The sequence below is a fragment of the Streptomyces sp. NBC_01478 genome (genome assembly GCF_036227225.1).
Taxonomy (GTDB): domain Bacteria; phylum Actinomycetota; class Actinomycetes; order Streptomycetales; family Streptomycetaceae; genus Streptomyces.
This window is the reverse complement of the sequence record NZ_CP109444.1, coordinates 3,466,642-3,486,042: the sequence shown is the minus strand read 5'-3', so window position 1 is coordinate 3,486,042 and position 19,401 is coordinate 3,466,642. Positions and strand designations below refer to the sequence as shown.

Here is a 19,401-nt window from a genome sequence, read left to right as displayed (position 1 = left end):
GGTCTGACGGCGGACGGGGCACCATCGCCGTACCCCGTTCACTCGTACTCACTCCTGACGGAACCTCTCCCGCAGCTTCGGGAAGCGCTCCGCCAGCACCGCGTCGTTCTCCAGGTCGAGCGGCGCCCCGAGCGGCTCGGCGGGCGCGGGCGGGATCCCCAGGTCGGGGGCGACGGCGCCGGTGAGCTGTTCGTACGCCTCGTCCGCCGCGTACCCCAACTCCTCCCCGTCCCCGTCGATCTCGTCGTCGAAGTCGTCGATGAGGTCCGCCAGCGAGTCGGCGTCGTGAACGGCACCCTCGTACACCTCACGGCCCTGGCCGATCAGCCAGCACCGGAAGAAGTCGAACGCGTCGTCGCTCGCGCCGTCGAGCAGCACCCACGCGGCGCCCCACAGATCCCACGTGTAGGCGCGGTTGTAGCGAGCCTCGAAGTGCCGGGCGAAGTCCAGGACCAGCTCCGGGTCCAGCAGCAGAAGCCGGTCCACCAGCAGGTCGGCCTGCTCCTCGGGGTCGCCCTCGGCGGCCTCGCGGGTGGCGTCCACCAGCTCCCAGAACTCCGTCTCGTCCATCACGGGTCAAGCATCGGTCCTGGAGGGGTGGTGCGCATGTGGAGTGCAGTGGATTGTCACCTGGCGCAGGGCAGATCGTTATCGGGCGGGGCGGGGTCGTTGTGACCGGGTGGGGCGGGCTGTTGTGGCCGGATGGTGCGAAGGTCGTCATGACCGGGCGGTGCGGGATCGTCATGCCCCGTACAGCGCGGCCAGCCGTGCCGCGTCCCGCGCGAACCGTACCCGTAGTACCTCCGGCGCCAGCACCTCCACCTCCGGACCCAGTCCCGCGAGCTGGCCGTGCGCCACCTCCTCGGACTCCACCGGCAGGGTCACCGTCACCCACCCGGTCTTGTCCTTGTCCTTGTGCTTGTCCTTGTGCTCCGGACCGTCCGCCGCCTCCAGTGCCTCCCGGGCAGTGGCGGGATCGACGGCGTACGGGAGTCTTCGCACGCCGTCGGGGGAGAGTCGTACGACCACTTCGGTGTGCAGGATCGAGCGCGCGAACTGGTCCGCCTGCTCCTCCCAGAACGCCGGCAGGTCGAAGTCCTCGTGCCGTGCGAAGCGGTCGCCGTCCAGGAGATCCACCGCGGTGAAGCGGTCGATCCGGTACACCCGGTAGGAATCGCGGCCGGTCACCCGTGCGCACAGGTACCAGATGCCCGCCTTGAGCACGAGGCCGTACGGGTCCAGCGCGCGTTCGACATCGGAGTCCCCGCGCCGGTACCGCGCGACCACCCTCCGGTCGTCCCACACCGCGTCCGCCACGACCGGGAGCAGTTCCGGGGTCTTCGGTTCCGTGAACCAGCTCGGGGCGTCCAGGTGGAAGCGTTGTGCCGCCGCGCGTGAGGCGTCCCGCAGCGAGGGCAGCAGTGCCGCCGACACCTTGAGGCGGGCGGCCGACGCGGCGTCCTCCAGCCCCATCTCGCGCAACGCCCCCGGTACTCCGCTCAGGAAGAGCGCCTCGGCCTCGTTCCGGGCCAGGCCGGTGAGCCGGGTCCGGTATCCGCCGACGAGCCGGTATCCGCCGGCCCGCCCCCGGTCCGCGTACACCGGGACACCCGCCTCCGACAGCGCCTGGGCGTCCCGGGTGACGGTGCGCTCCGACACCTCCAGCTCGCGAGCCAGCTCGGCGGCGGTCATCGAGGGGCGGGACTGGAGGAGCAGCACCATTTTGATGAGGCGGGCAGCGCGCATGGGTTCATGATGGGGGATCTCGCCCCCGCCGCCCCTGAGGGCTGCGCCCCAGACCCCCGCTTCGGCCTGAACGGCCTCGTCCTCGAACGCCGGACGCCGGACGGGCTGGAAATCAGCTCGTCCGGCGTCCGGCGTTCGAGAAGCGGGGTCACAGCTCTTACAGCCCGTAGCGCTCCCGGGCCTCCTTGACCGCCGTCGCCTTCACTTCGCCGCGCCGCGCCAACTGCGCCAACGCGGCCACGACGATCGACTCGGCGTCGACACCGAAGTACCGGCGAGCCGCGTCCCGCGTGTCCGACAGGCCGAACCCGTCCGCGCCCAGCGACGACCAGTCCTGCTCGACCCACTGCGCGATCTGGTCGGGAACCTGCCGCATGTAGTCGGAGACGGCGAGCACCGGCCCCTCGGCCCCGTGCAGCGCCTGCCGCACGTACGGCACCCGCTCCTCGCCCCGCAGCAGCGCCGCGTCCGCGTCCAACGCGTCCCGCCGCAACTCGGTCCAGGACGTCGCCGACCAGACATCGGCCGCCACACCCCACTCCTCCGCGAGCAACCGCTGCGCCTTCAGCGCCCAGTGGATCGCCGTACCGGAACCGAGGAGTTGGATGCGCGCCGCGTTGGCGGCAGGCGAAAGCCCCGCCGATTCCGCCGTGTTGAAGCGGTACAGACCCTTGACGATGCCCTCGTCGATACCGAGCCCGGCCGGCTTGGCGGGCTGCGGGATCGGCTCGTTGTAGACGGTGAGGTAGTAGAAGACGTTCGGGTCCTCACCCGGCGCCGCCTCGCCGTACATCCGCCGGATGCCGTCGCGCACGATCGCCGCGACCTCGTACGCGAACGCCGGGTCGTACGACAGCGCCGCCGGGTTCGTCGCCGCGATCACCGGCGAGTGCCCGTCCGCGTGCTGGAGGCCCTCGCCCGTCAGCGTCGTACGGCCAGCCGTCGCCCCGACCAGGAAGCCGCGGCCGAGCTGGTCGCCGAGCTGCCACATCTGGTCGGCCGTGCGCTGCCAGCCGAACATCGAGTAGAAGATGTAGAAGGGGATCATCGCTTCGCCGTGCGTCGCGTACGACGTCGACGCGGCGATGAAGTCCGCCATGGAGCCCGCCTCGGTGATCCCCTCGTTGAGGATCTGACCGTTCTTGGCCTCCTTGTAGTACATGAGCTGGTCGCGGTCGACGGGCTCGTACGTCTGGCCCTTGGGGGAGTAGATCCCGAGGGACGGGAAGAGCGACTCCATGCCGAAGGTGCGTGCCTCGTCCGGCACGATCGGCACCCAGCGCTTGCCGGTCTCCTTGTCGCGGACCAGGTCCTTGACGAGACGGACGAACGCCATGGTGGTGGCGACGTTCTGGCTGCCGGAACCCTTGTCGAAGGACGCGAACGTCTTCTCGGCGGGAGCGGGCAGCGCGGGCAGCGAGTGCGTACGACGCGCGGGGGCCGGACCGCCCAGCGCCGCGCGGCGCTCCTGGAGGTAACGGACCTCGGGGGAGTCGGCGCCGGGGTGGCCGTAGGGCACGACTCCGTCGATGAAGTCGCTGTCCTTGATGGGGAGTTCGAGCAGATCACGCATCTGCTTGAACTCGTCCGTCGACAGCTTCTTCATCTGGTGGTTGGCGTTCTTCGACGCGAAGCCCTCGCCGAGCGTGTGCCCCTTGACCGTCTGCGCCAGGATGACCGTCGGGCCGCCCTTGTGCTCTACGGCCGCCTTGTACGCGGCGTAGACCTTGCGCGCCTCGTGACCACCGCGGGACAGGTGGAAACACTCGAGGATCTTGTCGTCGCTGAGCAGCTTCGCCAGCTCGACGAGCGCCGGGTCCTTGCCGAAGAAGTCCTCGCGGATATAGGCGGCGCCACGCGTCTGGTACGTCTGCACCTGGGCGTCCGGTACCTCGCGCAGCCGTCGTACGAGCGCGCCCGTGGTGTCGAGCCGGAACAGCTCGTCCCAGGCGTTGCCCCACAGCGACTTGATGACGTTCCAGCCGGCGCCGCGGAACTGGGCCTCCAGCTCCTGCACGATCTTGAAGTTCGCGCGGACCGGGCCGTCGAGGCGCTGGAGGTTGCAGTTGATGACGAAGGTCAGGTTGTCCAGACCCTCGCGGGAAGCGAGTGCGAGGGCCGCCGTCGACTCGGGCTCGTCCATCTCGCCGTCACCGAGGAACGCCCACACGTGGGACTCGGAGACGTCCTTGATGCCGCGCGCGGTGAGGTAGCGGTTGAAGCGGGCCTGGTAGATCGCCGACAGCGGACCGAGGCCCATGGAAACGGTCGGGAACTCCCAGAGCCAGGGCAGCCGGCGGGGGTGCGGGTACGACGGGAGGCCGTTGCCGCCCGCCTCCTGGCGGAAGTTGTCGAGGTGCGCCTCGGTGAGGCGGCCGTCGAGGAAGGCACGGGCGTAGATGCCGGGGGAGGCATGGCCCTGGATGTAGAGCTGGTCGCCGGAACCGTCGGCTTCCTTGCCCTTGAAGAAGTGGTTGAAGCCGGTCTCGTACAGCCAGGCCGCGGACGCGAAGGTCGCGATGTGGCCGCCGACGCCGTGTTTCGCGCCCCGGGTCACCATCGCCGCCGCGTTCCAGCGGTTCCACGCGGTGATCCGGCGCTCCAGCGCCTCGTCGCCGGGCGCGGACGGCTCGGCGGCGGTCGGGATGGTGTTGAGGTAGTCCGTCTCAAGCAGCTTGGGCAGCGCGAGACCGTTGCCCTCCGCGCGCTCCAGCGTGCGGCGCATCAGATACGCGGCACGGTGCGGACCCGCAGCCTGCGTGACGGCGTCCAGGGAGGCCTGCCATTCGGCGGTCTCCTCGGGGTCGCGGTCCGGGAGCTGGTCGAGCTCGCTCGGCTGGATGGCGTAGGGGTCGGTCATAACGCCGCCTTCCTCAGTCGAAGGGGGGTTCCCTCATCGGCAAGGGGTTTTCGGGGGTGCCCTTGGTCTTTGGCAGGACAGGGCGGCGGGCTCTGTGGTGGGAGCCCGTCGGTGACTGTAACTCCCTGATCGATGATCGATCAAAGGTTTCATGGGCAAAATATCTTGAATACGAGAAAGTCGGCACGGCGTGCCTTCGGCTGGGGCACCGGGTGCCGTGTTCGCCGCCCGATTCTCATGAAGTTTTCGCAGGTGAGCATAGCTGCGCTCGGCTGCGTGCCCGACCACGTCAAGGGCGCGGAGCGCACCCCAGAACGTGCGCCTTCACCAGTTCCGCGATCCGCGGATCCCGGCGCCGGAACGCGGCCACCAGCTCCTCGTGCTCCTCCGCGTACGACTGCTGTACGGTCCCCAGCCAGCGGATCGACAGGGCGGTGAACACCTCGATGCCGAGGCCCTCCCAGGTGTGCAGCAGCACCGAGTTGCCGGCCGCCCGCACCAGCTCGCGGTGGAAACCGACGGTGTGCCGTACCTGGCCGGTCCCGTCCGCGTCGCGGTCCGCCTCGTACAGCGCGGCGACATGCGGTTCGAGCGCCGAGCAGTCCGCAGCGAGCCGCTCGGCCGCCAGCTCGGCCGCGATGGCCTCCAGGCCGGCCCGCACCGGGTAGCTCTCCTCCAGGTCGGCCGCGGTCAGATTCCGCACCCGTACGCCCTTGTTCGGCGCGGACTCGATCAGCCGCAGCGACTCCAGCTCACGCAACGCCTCACGCACCGGCGTCTGGCTGACCTCCAGCTCCGTCGCGATCCGTCGCTCCACGATCCGCTCGCCCGGCTTCCAGCGCCCGCTGACGATCCCCTCCACGATGTGCTCGCGGATCTGTTCGCGCAGCGAGTGGACGACGGGCGCGGTCATGAGAGCTCCTTAAGGGCGTTTGACGTTTAGACAATAAGGCCGCACGCCCGCTCGGGAGGGGCGCACGGGGGCGCTTTCATGCAGGTGAGACGAGACTTACACGCTGTCGGGGCGGTGCGCTGCGTAAAGACTCGTACCGGCCCCGGCGCGGAGCTGCCACCACCGTGTCACCGGCAGAACCGACCCGGCCCCGTGTGGTGTGGCGGTCGGCAGGGGGTCCCGCGAGAGGCACCCCTCGGCACGTCGGGGGACGGCATGAACAGTGGTTTTCGCAACGCGGGACTCGGACTGGTGGCGGCGGTGGCGGCGCCGGCCACGGGGATGGATGACCGGGTGTCGGCCGACGCCGTCGCACGCGGTGGGGGTGACCACCACGCCCGTACGGAAACATGACCGCCGGCGCGGGCTCGGCCGGGGCTTCCGGATCACCGGCACGAACACGTGGGAGTACGGCGCCGTCGAGAACCCCACCGACAAGCTGTACACCCCGCCGGGCGGCGACATCGGCGCCTGGCACACGACGGGATCGTACGCCCGGATGCTGAGCGACATGTCCCGGGACGCCTACTATCCCGGGCACTCGACCCACCCGTACAGCCGCTACCGCTGCATCGGCTCGTCTCCCTCTTCCTCTTCCTCGATGAGCGACGTGGGCGCGGCCAGGGCCGTGGTCGGAAAGGTGGAGACGCGCGGCTTCACCCCCGCGCCGAAGCTGTACATCCCGAAGGTGTGGGTGGAGACGCTGGTGCTGTGGAGCGACAAGGCGCTGCGGCCGCAGCGGGGGAGCGGGGGAAGCGCGGTGCCCCCGCCCGGAAAGCTCCGGAACGGGGGCACCGTACAAACAGGCCAGGTGAACAGGCCGGGTGACTGACTACAGGGCGAGCTCCACCTCGAACTCGCCCGCCTCCAGGATCGCCTTGACCGCCGTCAGGTAACGGGCGGCGTCCGCGCCGTCCACCAGGCGGTGGTCGTAGGAGAGGGTCAGGTACGTCATGTCGCGGACGCCGATGACCGTGCCGTCCTCCGTCTCGATGACGGCCGGGCGCTTGACCGTGGCGCCGATGCCGAGGATCGCGACCTGGTTCGGGGGCACGATGATCGTGTCGAAGAGCGCGCCGCGCGAACCGGTGTTGGAGATGGTGAAGGTCGCGCCGGACAGCTCGTCCGGGGTGATCTTGTTCGCCCGGACCTTGCCCGCGAGCTCGGCGGTGGCCTTGGCGATACCGGCGATGTTCAGGTCGCCCGCGTGCTTGATGACCGGGGTCATCAGGCCCTTCTCGGAGTCCACCGCGATACCGACGCTCTCGGTGTCGAAGTAGGTGATCGTGCCCTCTTCGACGTTGATCCGGGCGTTGATGGCCGGGTGGGCCTTCAGCGCCTGGGCCGCCGCCTTCACGAAGAACGGCATCGGGGAGAGCTTGACGCCCTCGCGGGCCGCGAAGGAGTCCTTCGCCTGGCCGCGCAGACGCATCAGCCGCGTGACGTCGACCTCGACGACCGAGGACAGCTGCGCCTGCTCGTGCAGCGCCTTGACCATGTTGTCGCCGATGACCTTGCGGATGCGGGGCATCTTGACGGTCTGGCCGCGGAGCGGGGAGGCCTCCAGGACGGGGGCCTTCTTGGCGGTGGCGGCCGGAGCGGCGGCAGCGGCCGGAGCCGGGGCTGCCGCAGCGGCCTTCGCTGCCTCGGCGGCGGCGAGGACGTCCTGCTTGCGGATACGGCCGCCGACGCCGGTGCCCTTGACGGTGGACAGGTCCACGCCGTTCTCGGACGCGAGCTTGCGCACCAGCGGGGTGACGTAGGCGCCGTCGTCCGTGGCCTGCGCGGCGGCGGGCGCCGGAGCGGCCGGGGCCACCGGAGCCGGAGCCGCGACCGGCGCGGGGGCCGGGGCAGTGGGGGCGACCGGAGCCGGAGCAGCGGCGACCGGAGCGGGCGCCGGAGCCGGGGCGGGCGGCGCGACCGGAGCCGCGGGGGCCACCGGCGCGGGAGCCGGAGCGGCAGCCGCCGGAGCGGGCGCCGGGGCGGCCGGAGCCGGGGCAGCCGCCGGAGCGGCACCCGGGGCGCCGACGACGGCGAGCTTGGCGCCGACCTCGGCGGTCTCGTCCTCGCCGACCAGGATCTCCAGCAGGACGCCGGCGACCGGCGAGGGGATCTCGGTGTCGACCTTGTCCGTGGAGACCTCGAGCAGGGGCTCGTCCTCCGCGACCTCCTCGCCGACCTGCTTCAGCCAGCGGGTGACGGTGCCCTCGGTGACCGACTCGCCCAGTGCGGGCAGCACGACGTCGGTACCGGAGGCGCCGGCCGCCGGAGCGGCGGCAGCGGGGGCGGGTGCGGCCGGGGCGGGCGCCGGAGCCGCGGGGGCCTCGGCGACCGGAGCCGGAGCAGCCACGGGAGCGGGCTCTGCGGCCGGGGCCGGGGCAGCGGCGGGTGCGCCGGTGCCGTCGTCGATCACGGCCAGCTCGGCGCCGACCTCGACGGTCTCGTCCTCGGCCACCTTGATGGAGGCCAGTACGCCGGCGACGGGCGAGGGGATCTCGGTGTCGACCTTGTCGGTCGACACCTCCAGCAGCGGCTCGTCGGCCTCGACGCGCTCGCCCTCGGCCTTCAGCCAGCGGGTGACAGTGCCCTCGGTGACGCTTTCACCGAGCGCCGGAAGGGTTACGGAAACCGCCATGGTTTCGGTTGCTCCTTACGAATTGCGGAAGTCTGTGTCGTCGTCCGACCGAGGGGGTCAGTCGTGGGAGTGGAGAGGCTTCCCGGCCAGTGCCAGGTGGGCCTCGCCGAGCGCCTCGTTCTGCGTCGGGTGGGCGTGGATGAGCTGGGCGACCTCGGCGGGCAGCGCCTCCCAGTTGTAGATCAACTGGGCTTCGCCGACCTGCTCGCCCATGCGGTCGCCGACCATGTGGACGCCGACCACGGCACCGTCCTTCACCTGGACGAGCTTGATCTCGCCCGAGGTGTTGAGGATCTTGCTCTTGCCGTTGCCCGCGAGGTTGTACTTCAGAGCGACGACCTTGTCCGCGCCGTAGATCTCCTTGGCCTTGGCCTCGGTGATGCCCACGGAGGCGACCTCGGGGTGGCAGTACGTCACCCGGGGGACACCGTCGTAGTCGATCGGAACGGTCTTGAGACCGGCCAGACGCTCCGCCACCAGGATGCCCTCGGCGAAGCCGACGTGCGCGAGCTGGAGCGTCGGGACCAGGTCGCCGACGGCGGAGATGGTCGGGACGTTCGTCCGCATGTACTCGTCGACCGTGACATAGCCGCGGTCGATCGCGACGCCCTGCTCCTCGTAGCCGAGACCGGCGGAGACGGGGCCGCGGCCCACCGCGACGAGCAGCAGTTCGGCCTCGAACTCCTTGCCGTCGGCGAGGGTGACCTTGACACCGCTCTCGGTGTACTCGGCCTTCGAGAAGAAGGTGCCCAGGTTGAACTTGATGCCGCGCTTGCGGAACGCGCGCTCAAGAAGCTTGGAGGAGTTCTCGTCCTCGAGAGGGGCGAGGTGCTTGAGGCCCTCGATGATCGTCACGTCGGCGCCGAAGGACTTCCACGCGGAGGCGAACTCCACGCCGATGACACCGCCGCCCAGGATGATCGCGGACTGCGGCACGCGGTCCAGGACGAGGGCGTGGTCCGAGGAGATGATCCGGTTGCCGTCGATCTCCAGGCCCGGCAGCGACTTCGGCACGGAGCCGGTCGCCAGCAGGACGTGGCGGCCCTGGATGCGCTGGCCGTTGACGTCGACGGAGGTGGGGGAGGAGAGCCTGCCCTCACCCTCGATGTAGTGCACCTTGCGGGATGCGATCAGACCCTGGAGTCCCTTGTACAGGCCAGAGACCACGCCGTCCTTGTACTTGTGGACGGCCGGTACGTCGATGCCCTCGAAGGTGGCCTTGACACCGAACTGCTCGCTCTCGCGGGCCTGGTCGGCGATCTCGCCCGCGTGGAGCAGGGCCTTGGTGGGGATGCAACCCCGGTGCAGGCAGGTACCGCCGACCTTGTCCTTCTCGATCAGGGCGACGTCCAGACCCAACTGGGCCCCGCGCAGGGCCGCGGCGTAACCGCCACTACCACCGCCGAGGATCACTAGGTCGAAAACGGTGCTGGCGTCGTTCGCCACGTCACGTCCTCCATGCATGTGCGCCGTACGCCGGTCTTCAGTGACCGCGCGGCGGCTGGTGTCCGGCCGCTCTTCCATCGGCCCTGTGGTGGGGGCCCTGTCCTGCCGAGCCCATCTTCGCACTTGTCGAGGCCCAACGAGACGCCGGGCCTGGGTGTGAGACGCCACACGCTCACATGAGAGACGGTGAATTGGTGAGACACCTGGGTGCGACCCCCCAGGGGCGCGGGGCTGTATCGATATGCAGCTCCGCTGCGGGGGCGACCGGCCACAACCGACCCGCAGCCGCCCACGCCCCTGAGGCATCGACCCATGAGGCGCAGAACGTCAGCCCAGATCCCCGGCCGCAGTCAACTCCGCAAGCCGCACGAGCGTCCGCACCGCAGACCCCGTACCGCCCTTGGGGGTGTAGCCGAAGGGGCCGCTCTCGTTGAACGCGGGCCCGGCGATGTCGAGGTGCGCCCAGGTGATCCCCTCGCCCACGAACTCGCGCAGGAAGAGCCCGGCGACCAGCCCGCCACCCATCCGCTCACCCATGTTCGCGATGTCGGCGGTGGGGGAGTCCATGCCCTTGCGCAGGTGCTCCGGCAACGGCATGGGCCAGGACGGCTCCCCGACCTCCTCCGCCGCGTCGACGATCGCGGAGCGGAACGCGTCGTCGTTCGCCATCACGCCGAACGTCCGGCTCCCGAGAGCCAGAACCATCGCCCCGGTCAGCGTCGCCACGTCCACGATCGCGTCCGGCTTCTCCGCCGACGCCGCCCACAGCGCGTCCGCGAGGACGAGGCGGCCCTCGGCGTCCGTGTTGAGGACCTCGACGGTCTTGCCGCTGTACATGCGCAGCACGTCACCGGGACGGGTCGCGGAGCCGGACGGCATGTTCTCGGCGAGCGCCAGCCAGCCGGTGACGTTGACCTCAAGGCCGAGGCGGGCGGCGGCGACGACGGCCGCGAACACGGCGGCGGCACCGCTCATGTCGCACTTCATCGTCTCGTTGTGCCCGGCCGGCTTGAGCGAGATGCCGCCCGAGTCGTAGGTGATGCCCTTGCCGACGAACGCGAGGTGCTTGGTGGCCCCGGCGTGCGTGTACGACAGCTTCACCAGCCGCGGACCGGCCGCGGAACCGGCGCCGACGCCGAGGATGCCGCCGTAGCCGCCCTTCTCCAGGGCCTTCTCGTCGAGCACCTCGACCTTGATGCCGTGTTCCTTCGCCGCGGTCTGCGCGACGGCCGCGAAGGCCTCGGGGTCGAGGTCGTTCGGCGGGGTGTTGACGAGGTCGCGGGCGCGGTTGAGCTCCTCGGTGACCGCCAGAGCACGCTCTACGGCCGCCTTGTACTCCTTGTCGCGCGGCTTGCCGCCGAGCAGGGCGACCTCGGCGAGGGGGGCCTTGCCGGCGCCCTTCGCGTCCTTGGCGCCACCCTTGTACGCGTCGAAGGAGTACGCGCCGAGCAGCGCGCCCTCGGCGATCACACCGGCGTCGGCGGCGTCCGCGAGGGGCAGCGCGAAGGCGGCCTTCTTGGCACCGGTGAGGGCGCGGGCGGCGACACCGGCGGCCCGGCGCAGCGCCTCGGCGTCGTACGCGTCACCGTCGTCGGGCTCCGCGCCGAGGCCCACCGCGAGCACGAGCGGTGCCTTGAAGCCGGCCGGTGCGGGCAGCTTCGTGATCTCGCCTTCGGCACCGGAGGCGCCCAGGGTCTCCAGGACGCCGGCGAGTTTGCCGTCGTACGCCTTGTCCACGGCGTCGGCGCCCGGTGCGACGACCGGGCCCTTGCCGCCCTTGCCGACACCGATCACGATCGCGTCGGCCCGCAGGCCGGGCGCCGCGGCGGTGCTGAGAGTGAGAGCAGTCACAGTGGTGAATTCTCGCTTCCGATGTGAGGTTGCTGTGGTCGAGCGGGGTGGGTCGACCGGGCCCGACAACCGACCCTATTTCCGACCTGCGGCGGCGGTGGACACAGGGGGGCTGGTGACGGCCCAGAACGGAGCCTACGCGCGTGTGCGCGACGGGGCGTTCGCGCGGGTCCACGGAAAGGGCGACGGGACACGTGCCGGAACCGGAGGAACCAGGCGGTCTTCCACGTCGAGCCACCCAGGGGCGCGGGCTGTGACATGTGCGGCTCCGCCGCGTGGGCTCGACCAGCCCCCGCGCACCCTCACTCACCCACCCAGCGAAAGCACCACGAGCGCGACGGTGCCCGCAGTCTCCGCGAGCCCCCCGAACACGTCCCCGGTGACCCCACCAAACCGACGCCCACAGTGCCGCAGCAGAAGCTCGGCGACCACCAGCGCCACGACGAACGCGCGGGCGACCCCGTACACCCCGAGAGCCAACCCGCACACCTCCGCTACGGCAACGGAGCCCACCGCCACCCCCAGCGCACCCGCAACCGGAACCACGCCCGCAACCGCCGCCCCCAACCCCTCCGGCCGAGCCGCAGGCACCCCCACCCGTGCGGCCGACGTCAGCGCCAGCCGAGCCGCGACCCCCGAGACAACGGCCGCGACCGCACCCCGAGCCCAAGAGTCGCCGTAGAGCTGACCCAGCGCAGCCACCTGAGCCAACAGCACGAAGACGAGGGCGAGCACCCCGAACGGCCCGATGTCCGACTGCTTCATGATCCGCAGCGCGTCCTCCGCCGGCTTCCCGCTCCCGAGCCCGTCGGCGGTGTCCGCGAGCCCGTCCAGGTGCAGCCCCCGGGTGAGGACGGCGGGGACGGCGACGGTGCCGACGGCGGCGAGCAGCGGGCTCGCGCCCAGGAACAGGAGCAGCAACCCGAGCCCCGCCGCGCAGCCACCGACGACCACCCCTACGACCGGGGCCACCAGCATCCCCGCGCGCGCGGCATCACGGTCCCACCGGGTCACCCGCACCGGGAGAACAGTCAGCGTGCCGAACGCGAAACGGAGGCCGTCGAGGGGCGGGGTCTTGGACACCGGCGCAGGTTACCGGGCGATCGAGAGGGCGCTCCCCGCGGCCATCGCTAAAGTGCGCATATGGGACATTGGCTGCACCGCAACATCGTCGAGCCGGGCAAACTCCCACTGCTCCTCGCGCTCACCGCCTTCGTCCTGACCTTCGTCATCACCCGGGTCATCACCCGCCTGATCCGCGCCGGCAAGGGCCCCTTCGGCAACATCAAGGCCGGCGACGTGCACATCCACCACGTCGTCCCGGGGGTCGTCCTCACCGTGCTCGGCGGCTTCGGCGCGGTGGCCAGCACGCGCTACGGCGTCGGTTCGGCCCTGTTCGCGATCGTCTTCGGGATCGGCGCGGGCCTGGTCCTGGACGAGTTCGCGCTGATCCTCTACCTCGACGACGTGTACTGGACCGAGGCGGGCCGCAAGAGCGTCGAGGCGGTGGTGCTCACGGCGGCCCTGGTCGGCTTCGTCCTCGCCGGCTTCTCGCCCTTCGGCGTCAACGACCTCACCGACTCCGAACTCCACGACCGGGCGAGCGTGATCGTGAGCGTCGCGGTCAACTTCCTCTTCTCCCTCATCGCCCTGAGCAAGGGCAAGGCCCGCACGGCGGTCTTCGGCATCCTGGTCCCGCTGGTCGCGTTCGTCGGCGCGATCCGCCTGGCCCGCCCGGGTTCCCCCTGGGCCAAGCGCTTCTACCGCACCCGCCGCCATCGGGCCCGAGCCCGCTCGACCCTCCGCGCCTACCACCACGACCGCCGCTGGGCGGGCCCGCGCCGCGCCGTCCAGGACTGGATCGGCGGCAAGCCGGACCCGGCACCGGCGCAGCTCCCCGGCCGGCGCTGAGCGCGTCCCGTCGCGCTCAGCACACGCGGAGCCGCCGATGCCGTAGCGCCGAGACCAGGCACAGCAGCCCCACCGCGATGATCGCCGCCAGGTGCTCCTTGCCCGCGAGGTTGCCCTTCAGCATGACCTCGATCGCCATCGCGCCGGTCACCACGAGCGCCGTCGCGTACGCGCCGTAGCGCCACGCGACGAACACCGCGAGGCCGACCACCGCGGCCGAGGGGCCCGTGTCCACGACCAGCCGGTCCGAGCTGGGCAGTCCGAACGGGTTGTCGAAGCCGAGCCAGATGCCGAGGCGCGCGTACAAGGTCCCGGCGAGGGTCGCGGCGTAGGCGATGACCAGGGTGCGCCAGCGGCCGAGGCAGATCTCCGCGATGCCGAAGACGAAGAGGATCTGGGCCAGGGCGCCCCAGACGGGGAGGTCCAGCGCCGGTACGAAGAGGGAGAGAGGGGTGCGGAGGAGGGCCAGCCACAGCGGGTCCTCGGCCCGGACCGCACCCGTGTCCTGCACGAACTGGTAGCCCCACGACTGGTTCTGCACGAACTGCAGCACCGCCGTCAGCAGCACCGCCCCGATCGTCATCGGGATCGCCCGCCAGTGCCGTTTCGGCAGCGGCTCGCGCACGGTGACGTAGAGCAGTCCCCATTCGGCGCGGGCCCAGCGGGCGAGGCGGTTCATCTGTGCGTCTCCAGGTGCTTGCGGTGCAGCCACTTCGGCAGTCCCGGCGCCTCCAGGAACCCCTCCGCGCGCGCCGACGCGAGGCCGATGCGCAGCAGGTCCGCGCTCTTCTCGAAGAGCAGGAACCGGGGTTCCCAGATGGGCCGGTACTTGGCGTTGGCGCGGTACAGCGACTCGATCTGCCACCAGCGCGAGAAGAAGCTGAGGAGTGACCTCCACAGCCGCAGCACCGGCCCGGCGCCGATCCGCGCCCCACGTTCAAAGACCGAACGAAACATGGCGAAGTTGAGCGAAACCTGGGTGATTCCGATTTCCTGCGCGCGGCGGAGGAGTTCGATCACCATGAACTCCATGAGCCCGTTGTCGGAGTCGCGGTCCCGGCGCATCAGGTCGAGGGACAGCCCGTGCGGACCCCACGGCACGAAGGACAGCACCGCCCTCAACTCGCCCTCCCCATCGGTGCATTCGAGCATCACGCACTGCCCGTCGTCCGGGTCCCCGAGCCGTCCGAGCGCCATGCTGAACCCGCGCTCGGTGGCCCCGTCGCGCCAGTCGTCGGCCCGCTTCAGCAGATACGCCATCTCGTCGGAGGGAATGTCCTCGTGCCGCCGGATCCGCACGGTGTACCCGGCCCGCTTCACCCGGTTGTAGGCCTGCCGTACGGTCCGCATGGCGCGTCCTTCGAGGGTGAACTCGGCTACCTCCACGAGGGCTTCGTCCCCGAGTTCGAGGGCGTCGAGCCCGTGCCGCGCGTAGACGGTGCCGGCTTCCTCGCTCGCTCCCATGACGGCCGGAATCCATCCGTGAACCCGCGCCTCCGCCAGCCACGGCTCGATCGCGCCGGGCCATGCCTCCGGGTCGCCGATCGGGTCACCGGACGCCAGGGACACCCCGCCGACGACCCGGTACGCGACGGCCGCCTTGCCGGTCGGCGACCACACCACGCTCTTCTCCCGGCGCAGCGCGAAGTACCCGAGCGAGTCCCGCTCGCCCTGTCGCTCCAGCAGCGCCCGCAGCTTCTTCTCGTCGTCCTCGGTGAGCGGGTCGACGGCACGCCGGGAGCGGAACGCGGCGTAGAAGACCGCGAGGACCAGGACCGTGCTGAGCACGTTGATGGCGACGTTGGCCCAGTTCGGGGTCCAGATGCCGGGGAAGCGGTTCTCCGGGGCGGCGATGGACACCAGCCGGAACGAGCCGTAGTGCCAGCGCTCCAGGAACGTCGAACGGGACGCGTCGTGCGCCTGGTTGGTGACCGTCACCAGCAGCGCGGCGAGCAGTGAGGCGGCCAGCGTGCCGCCGACGGCCACGACGGCGGCGAGCCGGGGGTTGGACCGGTCGCCCTTCGCGTAGAACTCCCGCCGCCCCACGAGGAGTGCACCGACGAAGGCCGCGGTCAGCCCCAGGGAGATCCAGTTCTGCGGGTACCGGCGGATCTCCTGGAACGACATCGCGAACCCGAACAGCGCGAGGAACAGCCCGCTGACCACCAGGTTCAGGATCCACGCGGCTCGTTTGCGGCGCCGCATGGTGACGGCGAGGAACGCGGTGAACACACCGGAGGCGAAGCCGGCGGTCAGCAGGTACGGCGTGAAGAAGTTCTCCTGGTTGTGCCGTCGTACGTCCTGCCCCAGCGAAACCCACGCGGCGCTGAGGAAGTTGATGAACGCGACGGCCCGCAGATACCAGACGGCAAAGGCCGCGGCCCGCCGCGAGGCGCCTGAGCTATGACGTTCCTGAACGGGCCCGACCCGGACATCTCCCATGAAGGAGGATCATATGGGCGTTGTTGCGGCGAACGGTTCTTATCCGCCGCCGCAACGATCACGCCCGGGTCACTCCTAGGACTTCTCGCCCCTGGCCGACCGACTTGTCGACCCCGGCCGGCTGCCGTACATCGACCGGTTGCTCGGTCCCGGTCGGGTTCCCGGTCCCGGCCGGCCGCTATGCGTCGGTCGGCTTCTCGGCCTCGGCCGGGGCGTCGGCCTTCTCCGGGCCGACAGCCGCTTCCGGCCGCGCAGCCTGTTCCGACCTCGCGGCACTCTCCGGCTCTGCGGCCCGCTCCGGCCGAGCGGCGCTTTCCGGCTCCGTAACAGAGACAGGCGGTTCCTCGGCAGCCACGGGCTCCGCAGCCGCCACGGCCGCCACGGCCGCCACGGAAGGGGAAGGCTTCGTCGACTCCTCGGGTTCCGCCGACTCCTCCGGCTTGGCCAATCCCTCAGGCTCCGCCAATCCCTCAGGCTCCGCCAACTCGTCCCGCTTGAGCGGGAGTTCGGCGGCCAGCGCCGCCGCGGCCTGTACCAGTGGCAGGGCGAGCAGCGCGCCCGCGCCCTCGCCGACGGTCACGCCGTGGTCGAGGAGCGGCTCCAGGGCCATCCGGTCCAGGGCCTTCGCCTGGCCCGGTTCCCCGCTGTTCTGGCCGGCCAGCCACCAGTCCGGTGCCCGGAAGGCGACCCGCTGGCCCACCAGCGCGCACGCGGCGGCCACGACGCCGTCGAGGATCACCGGCAGTTTCCGTACGGCACTCTGCAACAGGAACCCGGTCATCGCGGCGAGGTCGGCCCCGCCCACCGTCGCGAGGAGCTGCAACTGGTCGCCCAGCACCGGCCGGGCCCGCCGCAGCGCGTCCCGGATCGCCGCGCACTTGCGCATCCACGCGAGGTCGTCGATCGCGAGGCCGCCCCGCCCGGTGACGACGGACGCGTCAGTGCCGCACAGCGCGGCGATCAGCACGGCGGCCGGGGTCGTACCGCCGACGCTCACATCGCCGAGGACCACCAGATCCGTACCGGAGTCGGCTTCGTCGTTCGCGACGGCGACGCCGGCCTCGAACGCGGCCGTCGCCTCCTCCAGCGTCAGCGCGTCCTCGATGTCGATCCGCCCGCTGCCCCGCCGTACCCGGTGCTTCACGACCTCGTCCGGCAGTGCGCCCGGCTCGCAGTCCAGGGCCATGTCCACGATCCGCACCGGCACCCCGAGCCGCCGGGCGAGCACCGCCGCCGGGCTGCCGCCCTCCAGCACCGACCGCACCAACTCCCCGGCGCTGCCCGCCGGTCGGGCCGACACACCGAGTTCGGCGATCCCGTGGTCGCCCGCGAACAACACCACACGCGGCCGTTCGACCGGCCGCACCGGCACGGCGCCCTGTGCCGCCGCCAGCCACTCACCCAGGTCGTCGAGTCGCCCCAGCGACCCGGGCGGCACGATCTGACGTTCGCGGCGCGCCTCCGCGTCACGGCGCACACCGCCGTCGGGGCGCTCGATCAGATCGGTGAAGTCGTCGAGATTAAGCGAGCTCATTCGCCGAACAGTACCGGCAGCGATCGAACGCGACAGCGCCACATGGCCACCACGCGCCCCCGACGTCCTTGCCCTCAAGATCGAGATCCCGTACGTATCGTTTTGCACCGTATTGTCGTACGTCTCCGGGAGCCGCCCATGAACAGCCTGCGCACCCGCGTCAGCACGCGCGTCAGCACCCTCGACGCACGCCGCCGCCACCGCGCGCTGGCCCGCGCGATCCTGCGGCTGCTCCCCGAACCGGAGAGCTGGCTCGACGTCGGCACGGGCGACGCCCACTTCCCCGAGACGGCGAAGGAACTCTTCCCGTACACGTCCTTCGACGGCCTCGACCCCACCCCCCGAGTCGTCCGGGCCCGCGCCGCCGAACGCATCGAGGAGGCCCACGCCGGCCACCTCACGGACCCGCACATCACGACCGCCCTGCAGTCCCGCTACGACGTGGTCACCCTCCTGCGCGACCGCTCGCCGGCCCCCGACCCCGAGGCCGAACTCCGTGCGGCCCTCACGGTCCTGCGCCCCGGCGGGCTCCTTCTCCTGGAAGGCCGCCCGGACGACCTGCGCACCCAACTGGAGCCCCACGACTGCGAGTTCGTCACGGAGGCCCGCCGGGTCCCGGACCGTTTCCCGCCCCCGCAACGCCTGATCGCCCGCAGAAAACGGCAGCCCTAGCCGCGCAGGGCGAGCGCCCGCCCCGCCACCACCAGCAACACGTGCTCGCACTCACCGGCGACCGCGGCGTTCAACCGCCCCAGCTCGTCCCGGTACCGGCGCCCGGACGCGGTCGCCGGCACGATCCCCGACCCCACCTCGTTCGACACGGCGACCAGGGTCCGCCGGGTGGCGCGCACGGCGGCCGTCAACTCCCGTACCCGCTCCCGGAGTTGCTTCTCCCCGCCGTCCCCCCACTCCGTGTCGTCCCACGCCCCCACGGAGTCCATGGCGTCCGTCAGCCACAGCGACAGACAGTCGATGAGCAACGGCGGCCCGTCCTCCGCGAGCAGCGGCACCAGGTCACATGTCTCCGCCGTACGCCACGACCCCGGCCGCCGGTCCCGGTGCGCGGAGACCCGGGAGGCCCACTCGGTGTCCCCGTTGCGCGAGCCGCCAGTGGCGACGTACAGCACATCGGGAAAGGCCTCCAGCCGCCGCTCCGCCTCGACCGACTTCCCGGACCGCGCCCCGCCCAGCACCAGCGTCCGCCGCGGTACATCGGGCACGTCCTCGTACACCCCCACGGTCAAGGTCGTCCCGTCCGGCACGGCCCGCGCCCCCACGGCCGCCAGTCGCCGCGTCAACTCGGCGCCCGGCGCCACATCGTGATCGAGATGGACGGCGACGACGTCGGTCGCGGGCCCCGTCGCCCCCACCGCCCGCAACTTGGCCAGCGCGTCCGGCCGCCCCACGGCATCGGCGAGCACCATGTCGTACGACGCGACGGCCCCCTCCTCGAGACCGGCCGGCGCGCCCCCCGGCGGCAGATACAGCACCCGCTGCCCGTCCGGGCCGGTGACGGCGTACCCGGTACCGGGCGCGTCCATCGCCACCGCCCGCACCCGATGCCCCGTCAACAACGCGAGCTCCCGCCCGTCCGGCACCCGCCCCGGCTGCGGCAGCCCCGCCGGCACCTCCACCGCCGGCCCGTCGTGCGGATGCGACAACAGCACCTGGCGTACGCCCCCGAGCGAATGCCCGGCCCGAGCCGCGGCGAAGGCCGCCCCCGGCGTCAGATCGAGCAGCAACGTCCCGTCCACGAGCACGGCGGTAGCGGCCCGGGCATCCACCCCGAGCGACACGGCACAGGCAGCACAGGGACAGTCGGGACGGGGGAGTCCAGTGGGGGCACCGGTACCAAGCAGAGTGAGTTCCACAGGTTCGATTTTCTCCGGTCACTGATAGACACGCGCGGCCGATACCCCCTAAGGGGCGCGGGGTGGTGACATTTGCGGTTCCGCCGCGGGGCGCGCCCAGCCCCCCACCGACCCGCACCCGACCGAATCCCCGCAGCTCACCCCCACTAACCC

Annotated in this window: 14 protein-coding genes and 1 pseudogene; 3 read left to right on the top strand and 12 right to left on the bottom strand. The window is 71.3% G+C overall.

Annotation, left to right across the window (positions count from 1 at the left end):
• Window positions 1-48 precede the first annotated feature (48 nt).
• The 4 genes from OG223_RS15730 to OG223_RS15715 all read right to left on the bottom strand — a co-directional run bounded on the left by OG223_RS15730 (window position 49) and on the right by OG223_RS15715 (window position 5,519).
• Window positions 49-570 carry a DUF4240 domain-containing protein gene (locus OG223_RS15730; RefSeq protein ID WP_329265292.1) on the bottom strand — a complete coding sequence of 174 codons (522 nt, stop codon included), beginning with the start codon at window positions 568-570 and terminating at the stop codon, window positions 49-51.
• 171 nt (window positions 571-741) lie between these two features.
• Window positions 742-1,746 carry a helix-turn-helix transcriptional regulator gene (locus OG223_RS15725; protein WP_329248154.1) on the bottom strand — a complete coding sequence of 335 codons (1,005 nt, stop codon included), beginning with the start codon at window positions 1,744-1,746 and terminating at the stop codon, window positions 742-744.
• 157 nt (window positions 1,747-1,903) lie between these two features.
• Entirely contained in the window at window positions 1,904-4,606 is a 2,703-nt protein-coding gene (gene aceE, locus OG223_RS15720; protein WP_329248151.1) for a pyruvate dehydrogenase (acetyl-transferring), homodimeric type, read from the bottom strand.
• Window positions 4,607-4,895: 289 nt separating this feature from the next.
• Window positions 4,896-5,519, bottom strand: a complete 624-nt coding sequence (locus tag OG223_RS15715; RefSeq protein ID WP_329248148.1) for a GntR family transcriptional regulator — start codon at window positions 5,517-5,519, stop codon at window positions 4,896-4,898.
• A 364-nt stretch (window positions 5,520-5,883) separates the two neighbouring features.
• Here OG223_RS15715 and OG223_RS15710 point away from each other — a divergent pair, with 364 nt between their 5' ends.
• Window positions 5,884-6,390 (top strand): hypothetical protein, encoded by a 507-nt coding sequence (locus OG223_RS15710; protein WP_329248145.1) that lies wholly within the window; start codon window positions 5,884-5,886, stop codon window positions 6,388-6,390.
• On the opposite strand, the gene sucB is transcribed toward OG223_RS15710, so the two are convergent.
• The 4 genes from sucB to OG223_RS15690 all read right to left on the bottom strand — a co-directional run bounded on the left by sucB (window position 6,391) and on the right by OG223_RS15690 (window position 12,573).
• Window positions 6,391-8,193, bottom strand: a complete 1,803-nt coding sequence (gene sucB, locus OG223_RS15705) for a 2-oxoglutarate dehydrogenase, E2 component, dihydrolipoamide succinyltransferase (RefSeq protein ID WP_329248142.1) — start codon at window positions 8,191-8,193, stop codon at window positions 6,391-6,393.
• 57 nt (window positions 8,194-8,250) lie between these two features.
• Window positions 8,251-9,639 carry a dihydrolipoyl dehydrogenase gene (gene lpdA, locus OG223_RS15700; RefSeq protein ID WP_329248138.1) on the bottom strand — a complete coding sequence of 463 codons (1,389 nt, stop codon included), beginning with the start codon at window positions 9,637-9,639 and terminating at the stop codon, window positions 8,251-8,253.
• A gap of 327 nt (window positions 9,640-9,966) precedes the next feature.
• Complete coding sequence (locus OG223_RS15695) at window positions 9,967-11,490, bottom strand: leucyl aminopeptidase (RefSeq protein WP_329248135.1); 1,524 nt, start codon at window positions 11,488-11,490, stop codon at window positions 9,967-9,969.
• A gap of 306 nt (window positions 11,491-11,796) precedes the next feature.
• Entirely contained in the window at window positions 11,797-12,573 is a 777-nt protein-coding gene (locus OG223_RS15690) for an adenosylcobinamide-GDP ribazoletransferase (protein ID WP_329248132.1), read from the bottom strand.
• A gap of 60 nt (window positions 12,574-12,633) precedes the next feature.
• On the opposite strand from OG223_RS15690, the gene OG223_RS15685 reads away from it, so the two are divergent.
• On the top strand, window positions 12,634-13,401 hold the full coding sequence (locus OG223_RS15685) for a hypothetical protein (RefSeq protein ID WP_329248129.1): 768 nt from the start codon (window positions 12,634-12,636) through the stop codon (window positions 13,399-13,401).
• Window positions 13,402-13,417: 16 nt separating this feature from the next.
• Here OG223_RS15685 and OG223_RS15680 read toward each other — a convergent pair whose 3' ends face one another.
• The 3 genes and pseudogenes from OG223_RS15680 to cobT all read right to left on the bottom strand — a co-directional run.
• Window positions 13,418-14,080 (bottom strand): hypothetical protein, encoded by a 663-nt coding sequence (locus OG223_RS15680; protein WP_329248126.1) that lies wholly within the window; start codon window positions 14,078-14,080, stop codon window positions 13,418-13,420.
• Window positions 14,077-15,843 (bottom strand): phosphatidylglycerol lysyltransferase domain-containing protein, encoded by a 1,767-nt coding sequence (locus OG223_RS15675; RefSeq protein ID WP_329248123.1) that lies wholly within the window; start codon window positions 15,841-15,843, stop codon window positions 14,077-14,079. The genes OG223_RS15680 and OG223_RS15675 overlap by 4 nt, the downstream gene beginning before the upstream one ends.
• 451 nt (window positions 15,844-16,294) lie before the next feature.
• A pseudogene (gene cobT, locus OG223_RS15670) lies at window positions 16,295-17,377 on the bottom strand (nicotinate-nucleotide--dimethylbenzimidazole phosphoribosyltransferase); the annotation flags it as partial.
• Between the two features lie 138 nt (window positions 17,378-17,515).
• Between cobT and OG223_RS15665 the strand changes: the two are divergent.
• The gene (locus OG223_RS15665; protein ID WP_329248120.1) at window positions 17,516-18,049 is read left to right on the top strand and encodes a methyltransferase domain-containing protein; all 534 of its coding nucleotides are present in this window, start codon (window positions 17,516-17,518) and stop codon (window positions 18,047-18,049) included.
• Here OG223_RS15665 and OG223_RS15660 read toward each other — a convergent pair.
• Window positions 18,046-19,248 carry a bifunctional adenosylcobinamide kinase/adenosylcobinamide-phosphate guanylyltransferase gene (locus OG223_RS15660; RefSeq protein WP_329248117.1) on the bottom strand — a complete coding sequence of 401 codons (1,203 nt, stop codon included), beginning with the start codon at window positions 19,246-19,248 and terminating at the stop codon, window positions 18,046-18,048. The two genes, OG223_RS15665 and OG223_RS15660, sit on opposite strands and share 4 nt — an antisense overlap.
• Between the last annotated feature and the right edge of the window lie 153 nt (window positions 19,249-19,401).